General features: G+C 72.0%; 7 protein-coding genes. 2 read left to right on the top strand and 5 right to left on the bottom strand.

Annotated elements, in window-relative coordinates; genetic code table 11:
• Positions 1-118 precede the first annotated feature (118 nt).
• Complete coding sequence (locus ACI783_RS17750) at positions 119-763, bottom strand: DUF305 domain-containing protein (protein WP_457141674.1); 645 nt, start codon at positions 761-763, stop codon at positions 119-121.
• Positions 764-866: 103 nt separating this feature from the next.
• Complete coding sequence (locus ACI783_RS17745) at positions 867-1,358, bottom strand: hypothetical protein (protein WP_457141673.1); 492 nt, start codon at positions 1,356-1,358, stop codon at positions 867-869.
• Positions 1,359-2,087: 729 nt separating this feature from the next.
• On the opposite strand from ACI783_RS17745, the gene ACI783_RS17740 reads away from it, so the two are divergent.
• The gene (locus ACI783_RS17740; protein ID WP_457141672.1) at positions 2,088-3,239 is read left to right on the top strand and encodes a hypothetical protein; all 1,152 of its coding nucleotides are present in this window, start codon (positions 2,088-2,090) and stop codon (positions 3,237-3,239) included.
• Positions 3,240-3,349: 110 nt separating this feature from the next.
• Entirely contained in the window at positions 3,350-3,793 is a 444-nt protein-coding gene (locus tag ACI783_RS17735) for a hypothetical protein (RefSeq protein WP_457141671.1), read from the top strand.
• A gap of 265 nt (positions 3,794-4,058) precedes the next feature.
• Here the strand turns inward: ACI783_RS17735 and ACI783_RS17730 are convergent, their stop codons facing one another.
• The 3 genes from ACI783_RS17730 to ACI783_RS17720 form a co-directional block, all read right to left on the bottom strand.
• Complete coding sequence (locus ACI783_RS17730) at positions 4,059-4,532, bottom strand: hypothetical protein (RefSeq protein WP_457141670.1); 474 nt, start codon at positions 4,530-4,532, stop codon at positions 4,059-4,061.
• Positions 4,533-4,647: 115 nt separating this feature from the next.
• Positions 4,648-5,733 (bottom strand): hypothetical protein, encoded by a 1,086-nt coding sequence (locus ACI783_RS17725; protein WP_457141669.1) that lies wholly within the window; start codon positions 5,731-5,733, stop codon positions 4,648-4,650.
• Positions 5,734-5,915: 182 nt separating this feature from the next.
• Complete coding sequence (locus tag ACI783_RS17720) at positions 5,916-6,677, bottom strand: hypothetical protein (protein ID WP_457141668.1); 762 nt, start codon at positions 6,675-6,677, stop codon at positions 5,916-5,918.
• Between the last annotated feature and the right edge of the window lie 132 nt (positions 6,678-6,809).

Raw genomic sequence — 6,809 nt, 5'->3', positions numbered from 1 at the left:
GGGGGGGGGGGGGGGGGGGGGGGTTGGGGGGGTGGGGGGGGGCGGGGGGGGGGGGGGGGGGGGGGGGGGGGGGGGGGGGGGGGGGGGCCCCCCCCCCCCCCCCCCCCCCGCGGCCGGGTCAGCCGCCGAGCTCGGTGAGCAGCCGCTGCATCTCGGCGATCTCGGCGTTCTGGCTGTCCCGGATGGACTGGGCCAGCGCGAGGGCCTCGGTGTTCCGGCCGTTCGCGGAGTGGTCGGAGGCCATCTCCACCGCGCCCTGGTGGTGCGCGATCATCTGCTCGAGGAACAGGCGGTCGAACTCCGGGCCGGTGGCGTCCATCAGGGCGTGCATGTCCTGCTCGGACATCATCCCGCCCTCACCGTGGTCCACGCCGCCCTCACCGTGGTCCATGCCGCCCGTGCCGTCGTCCATGTGACCGCCGTCGGCATCCCAGTTCTGCAGCCAACCGGTCAGCGTCTCGATCTCGGGGTCCTGCGCGGCCCGGATGCGGGCGGCCAGGTCGAGCACGCGCGGGTCGGCGGCGCGCCCTTCGACCAGCTCGGCCATGGCGATCGCCTGCCGATGGTGGGGAACCATGCCCTGGGCGAAGGCGACGTCGGCGTCGTTGGACTCGGCCTGCTCGGCCGAGGAGCTGCTGTCGTTCATCATCGAGCCGTGCCCGCCGGCGGCGTCGGTGTCGTCGCCAGCGCAGCCGGCGAGGACGAGTGCGCCGGCGAGCAGGGCGGCGGTGAGGCCGGTCAGGCGTGCGGTGGTGCGGGTCATGGTGGGTCTCTCCTGAAGCTGCCGAAGTGGGCCGGTGGACGTGCGCGTACACCGCCGCCGGGCCAGCACGGTCGCTGAGGGCGGGGCGGTGGAGGCGGTCGGCCTAGATCCGCAGCAGGCAGAGGGCGTGCAGGTCCGGCGGGCGCAGTGGTGCCAGGCCCGCGGAAGCGTGCATGCGCAGCCGCGCCCACGCCGCCGGTAGCAGCGTCATCAGGCGGGGCAGCAGCAGGGCGAGCAGCACCGCCAGCCCAGCGGCGAGCACCGCCAGGCACAGCGCCCACAGGTGCCCGACCGCTCCGGCCGGCGCGCTGCCGTGGTCGGCGGCGAGCAGGCCGGCCACCGGGGTGGCGGCGACCATCGCGGCGGAGAGGTGGGCACTGCCGTGCTCACCGTCGTGGACACTGCTGTGCGCCTGGGGGGCGAGGCTCACCGCGCCGGTGTGCAGGCCGCCCTCGAGCAGCCCGGTGGGGGCTGCGGCGACCGCGGCGGTGCCGTGACCGGCTTGGTGCTCGGTGCCGGCGGCGGTGCACTGCAGTCCGTGCATCGCGAAGACGGCGGCCAGCAGCAGCAGCGCTGTCCATCCTCGTGCCGCCATGCCCACCCCCTTTCTCGGCTAGGCTACGACGCCCGCAGTCGCCGGCCGCCGGGACAGGCTCATGAGCAGCGCACCGACCTCCATCGGCAGGACCGAGCCTCGGTGGCGGCATCGTCACCGGCACTGTGCGGCGCGGCCTTCCGGCGGAGCGCGTCGGTGCCCGGGTGGGGGCCCGGATGGCGGCGACGCGGGCGGCGGTGCCGCGAGCGGTGTCCAGCCCAGCAGGCATGGACGCACTGGTGCCGAGAGATCCGGCGCTGTCAGTCGCCCCGGAGGTCGGATGCCCGCCTGTGGATGCCGGCCGGTCTCCGCCGACTGCGGACGGTGGCCGGTGTGGCCTGCCGTCCGCGGTGCGGGACTGGGTCCCGGCCTGCTGGAGGGACTGGGGGATCCCCCAGTCCGTGGTGGGCAAGGGGGGAGTTGACGGTGCGTCACTGGGCGATTCCCCATCACCGACGCTCCCGGCCGTCGAAGCAGGCGTCGTCGCACCCTGTCGACCGTCTTCCTCCGTCCCCCTCCCCGGCGTCTTGGTGATCATGCTCGCGAGGCTACGTCCGCTTTCGGACAGTGCGCGATCGGCCGGATGCAGCACGAGTCCGGGACCCGGTCTCACCCCGCAGAGGTGGACTGGCCAGACCATGCCTGGGAAGTGAACTGGCCTTTCACTACTACTGCTACCCTTTCAGTAGTGAACGGACGGTTCACAACGGGAGGATGATCATGTTTGCAATGCCGGCGTACACCGACGCCGACCTGGACTCCGCCGGGATCGCATCCCGCGACGAGGACGCGACCCGACAGGAGAAGCTGATCGTCGAGGCATTCGTGCTGCTCTTCACCGTGGCTGGTGATCGCTTGCGGGTGCAGTTGCTGCAGGCACTGCTCGGCCGACCGGCTGCGGCCGCTCTGCTGGACCGGCTGCATGCCGTCGGCGTCGGCGTCGACGCCCTCGTCGCCGCGGTGCCGCCGGTCACCCCGTGCCCGGACCTCGTCGTGGGCTTCTTGGCCGACGACGGCCAGGCCGGACTGGTGCTCGAGATCTTGGTCGTGGCCGAGGCGAAGGCCGGCGCCGCCGACCAGGCCGGACTGCTGCCCGCCGGGCTGAACCCGAAGGAGTTCGGTGCGTGGCCGGTCACCTGGCGGACCGCCTCCGGCAGGTCGCGCCGCGGCTTCCGGTGTGAACAGCAGGACCTCTATCGCCGTGGCGCGGCTGCTGTGTGGGTGCCCGGGAACCGAGCCCGGTTGGCGATGCGGCTGCCGGCCGACGGCATCGAAGCGGTGGCCTGGGTCGTGGTCTCGGAGAAGCGGCGCTCATGGGTTGCGGAGGGATGGTTCGGCCGCGGGTGGGGTGCGGTGACCTGGCTGGCGGCACATCTGGTGTTCGGCCGCGGTGCAAGCGAGGACGGAGGTGTCCGGTCTGCGGCCGGCGCCTACCTGCGTGCTCTTGCAGCGCCCCGCGGACGGCGACCGTACGTGGTGCCGGGGGTGCGCGGCGGCCGGTATGCCGCCCTGTCGCGAGCCGCGGTGCGGGCGTGGAACGCCGCCCTGCCGACCGCTGCGGCTGGCTCATTGCCGATGGTGGAACACGCCGACCGGCGCACTCGACTGCGCTTGTCGGCGACTGGCGGCTGGTCCGTCGAGCTCGACGGGGTGGCGCTGACCGGTCCGAGTACGCCCGGTGCCGCGAGCAGGGATCCACGCATCGCCGAGGAGTTCGCCGCCTGGCGGTCCGAGCTAGAGGCGGCGTTCGAGTACTGGACGGGGTCGGAGTGCGGCCGGTGCAGCACGGCGGCCGGGGTCACTGTGACCGCCGACCGGTGCGGCTGCAGCGACACCGCGGGCACGCGCTGGCCAGGGGCCGCCGTGGTCAGCGCTCGATGAGCGGGACGCGCCCGGAGCCGGGAAGTGGGGACCCCCCTGATGTCGCGCTGGCGGGCCTGACCGAGGTGTCCCGCCGACTCGACCTGTCCCCACGGCATGCCCAGGAAGTCATGACCGCCCGGGTGCTCGGCCCGCTGTTCGGCGCCCCTGGTGGCCGGTACGTGCGCGCCGACGCGCTCGCCGAGATCGCCGCCCGGCCGGTCCTCGACCGTCCGCCGCTCCCGCCCGGCCTGGTGCTGCGGGTCGGGCTCGCCGAACCGGACCTGCCGCGGCGACCGTGGAAGGGGTGGCGGTCGGACCTGGACGATCCCCGCGCCGGCGTCCTCGGCTTCTGGCAGCTGGCCGACGAAACCTGCGGGCTGATCGTTGACCAGCGCCTGCCGATCGTCGTCGCGTTCCGCACGATCGTCGTGGACACCTTCGGCGCCGTCGGGTGGCGGCGCACGGAAGACGGCGTGGTCTTCGACCCGGTCGAGATGTCGAACTCCCCGTACGCCGGGGTCCGAGTCCGCTCCGGTCGCGGCGGCGCCACGCGCTTCTACCCGCCCCGCTGAGCCGAGTGTCGCCGCCCGTCCTCGCGGGTTCCCGAGAACGACACTTCTCCGGCCGTCCAGGGGACGACACTGCCTGGGCGAGCAGTCCAGCCGACGACGCTCGGCGTCCGACGAACGACCCCCTTCGCACCGTCAACCCGCGGCCACTGTCGCTGCTTGAGGGTGTCCGCCACCTGCGCCAGCGCCCGCATGAGCGGGGCGTAGTCCATCTCACCGAGGACGCGCGGTGCCAGGACCAGGACGATCACCATGGCCGCGCTCGGCGTCAGGGCAGCAGCAGCATGGAACTCCGCTCTGGTCCACCAGGGCGAGTCCGCCAGCGCACGGTGAGACCGCTTCGCGCAGGCGCGCTCATCCGCCGTGACACCCCGACCGGCAGCTTTCCGCCCGCGGGCAGTTCATCGGCGGCCGCGTGACCGCCTACGACACGCATCGCTTCGGGGACTTGGACGCGGACGTCGTAGGCGGTGCCCTCGCCGGTGTTCACCAGGTGCGCCGTCGCGCCACCGACCCGATCGAGCGCCCACCGGACCGCTCGCTCCTCAGCCTCCTCGCGGGCTCGTTCCTCCTCCCGCTCCGCGACATCGGCAGAACGCTCGGCGGCGTCGGCGGAGCGTCGTGCCTCGGCAGCGGCCGTCTCGGCGGCCAGGGTGGATCTCCGGCTGTAGACGAACGCGAGGAAGGACAGCACGAGCGCCACCACGGCGGTCACGGCGACGGTGCCGTCGGCGAGCGTCATGCGGGTCAGGGAACCAGAGCCCGAGCAATCCGGTCGTGGAAGCGCCGAAGTGGCGTCGTGAGGGGAGGTCGGCGACGCCCCGTCGGCCGCCAGTCCTGGCGTTGGGCGGCCAGCATCAGGCGCCGGGGTCCGCGTCCTCCTCGTCCATCGTCTCGTCACCGACGGGCACGCCCGCCTCGAGCGCCGCCTCAAGCTGTTCGCCGGCGGCGGCCAGCCAGCCCACGATGTGCTCCCGGACGTCGTCCCCGACCTGCCCCTCGGGCAGCGGGACGGCCACCGCGATCCAGTTGTCGGCCTCGATGAGCTGTTCAGCGAAGACACGGCGCGCGGCCGGTGCCCCACTCGCCCAGAACGTCAGCCACAGCGGTGACCGCCCGTGCCGCGCCCACAGCTCCAGATGCACCCGAAGGGTCACCACTACGCCGCCCAGCCGCATCTGCTTGCCGAATGAGAGCGGTCCGCCGCGCGTGATGGTGGCGCGTCGCCCGGTTGTCGTCGCGACGTTGGTACTGAGCAGCCGTTCGTGGACAGACTCGACCATCGAAGCCAGCCGCAAGATGCGTCGCGGACCGTCCTGGTCGGTGAGCTGCTCGGCGGTCCATGGGACGAAGCTGCCATGATCGACTTGCCGCACCAGGTCCAGCAGCTGGCGGGCGTCCTCCGCGACGTCCTGCTTCGCCATCCCGGCCAGCCGCCCCAGCAGCTCGTCCCAGCTCGTCACCGCCACCGCCATCCCGTCGACGGTCTGCGCCGACCACCACCCGTCGCTGGACCGCGGCCCGGTGAGGCCGTAGCGCCGCACGAGCTCATCCATCAAGGTCGCGACGCGCCGGGGCGGGACGACAAACACCAGCGCGCCGATGTGCGGGTCCTCCGGAGCGTGTTCGGCGTGCTGTCGACGCATGCGCTCGAGGTAGCCGCCACGGGCCTGGGCGTCGGTCAGGCCCGCCCAGAACTTGCCCTCGATGTGGAGCAGCTCCCGGTGGTCGTCGCGACCGATGATGTCGGGCCGGCCATCAGCGTCTCCGGCCTGTGTCGTGTACCGCAGGCGCGCAGGCACGTTCGGCGCGACCGCGCGGACTACGGCGGTCACCGACATGGCGGCGGCCGGGTCGCTGAGGATCAGCCCGAGCGCCTCCGTGGCCGCGAGCTCGGTACTCAGCTTGTCGATCTTCGTGGCGAGTCTGGAGAGCAGGGACACGGTCGCAGTGTTCGCGATGGGCTTTCCCACCCCCCTGCCGGGTTCCCCGCGGTACCTGTCGAAGGTCGAGGTCAGCGAGTCGCTGACCCAGCATGCCGACCTCTGACTAGGTGTGTCCGCTTTGGTGCGCGGCGAGCACTCGTCGGTCCTGGCGAAGCTCCACCCAGAAGACCCGCAGGCTTCTACGCAGAGGGCGGAGAGGTCGTGGAGAAGAGGCTGGCTCCCTCTCGCAGTCCACGGATGAAGCCGGCGACCGCCGCTCGTTCGCGGGCGGGCATCGCCTCGACCGACGAGAGGATCCACGCGACGTCGGGAGACATGGCCCCGGCGTCGGGCCGCTCCGCCGGCTCGGCCAGAACAGGTCGAGCCACGGGTTCCGGGCATGCGAACGTGGCCATCAGCTCGTGGGACGCGTTCGAGCCGTCGCTCTCCGGAACTTCTGCCCGCAGTTCGATGATGACCGCTGCCAAGCGCGGGTCGACAGGGTCGTAGAGGCCAAGCTCGCGCCTGTAGTGAACCTGCCAGGAGTCGCCCAGCAGGCGCTTCAGGATCTCGCAGATCGCCTCGGCGAGCGTGAACAACTTCGGTGAGGGCTCGTACCAGTCCTCGTTCGGATTCCGCTTCTTCTCTGCGGCGGCCTGGGCCTGGACATGGCGGATCTCGGCCTCGCGGCTTGTCTCCAGCTCACCCCACCATCGCGCGACCGTGCGCTCTTCGGCACGACTCTCGACCGCCACCATCCCCTGCATCGCCCACCAGAGCTCGAGCAGCGTGTCCTCGTCGAGTTCCAGGGCGGCGGCATAGCCCCGGACCATCGCCTCGGTCTTGGGTGGACGGTTTCCGCTTTCGGCCATCGACACGGCCGCCACCGAGAGCTTTGGGTCGAAGGAGCCGGCAACATCGGCCTGGTTCTGCGACGAACGCTTGCGCACTGCCTGCAGCACGCGCCCGAAGGCCACCGCCGAGCTGGATCCAGACTTCACTTCACAGACTCCTCGTGATCCATGTAAAGTCCGGTTTCACAACACAGGAAGTCTGTGAAAACCTACCATGACGCATCCTCTCGACCTCGAGTT

It is taken from the genome of Modestobacter sp. SYSU DS0511 (genome assembly GCF_054050755.1).
This window is presented reverse-complemented; position numbering and strand designations above follow the sequence as displayed.

What these genes read in the sequence shown, in the direction of transcription:
- ACI783_RS17740 (WP_457141672.1), top strand. Translation starts at nt 2,088, where the DNA reads ATGCCGGCGTACACCGACGCCGACCTGGACTCCGCCGGGATCGCATCC.
- ACI783_RS17730 (WP_457141670.1), bottom strand. Translation starts at nt 4,532, where the DNA reads ATGACGCTCGCCGACGGCACCGTCGCCGTGACCGCCGTGGTGGCGCTC.
- ACI783_RS17745 (WP_457141673.1), bottom strand. Translation starts at nt 1,358, where the DNA reads ATGGCGGCACGAGGATGGACAGCGCTGCTGCTGCTGGCCGCCGTCTTC.
- ACI783_RS17735 (WP_457141671.1), top strand. Translation starts at nt 3,350, where the DNA reads ATGACCGCCCGGGTGCTCGGCCCGCTGTTCGGCGCCCCTGGTGGCCGG.
- ACI783_RS17750 (WP_457141674.1), bottom strand. Translation starts at nt 763, where the DNA reads ATGACCCGCACCACCGCACGCCTGACCGGCCTCACCGCCGCCCTGCTC.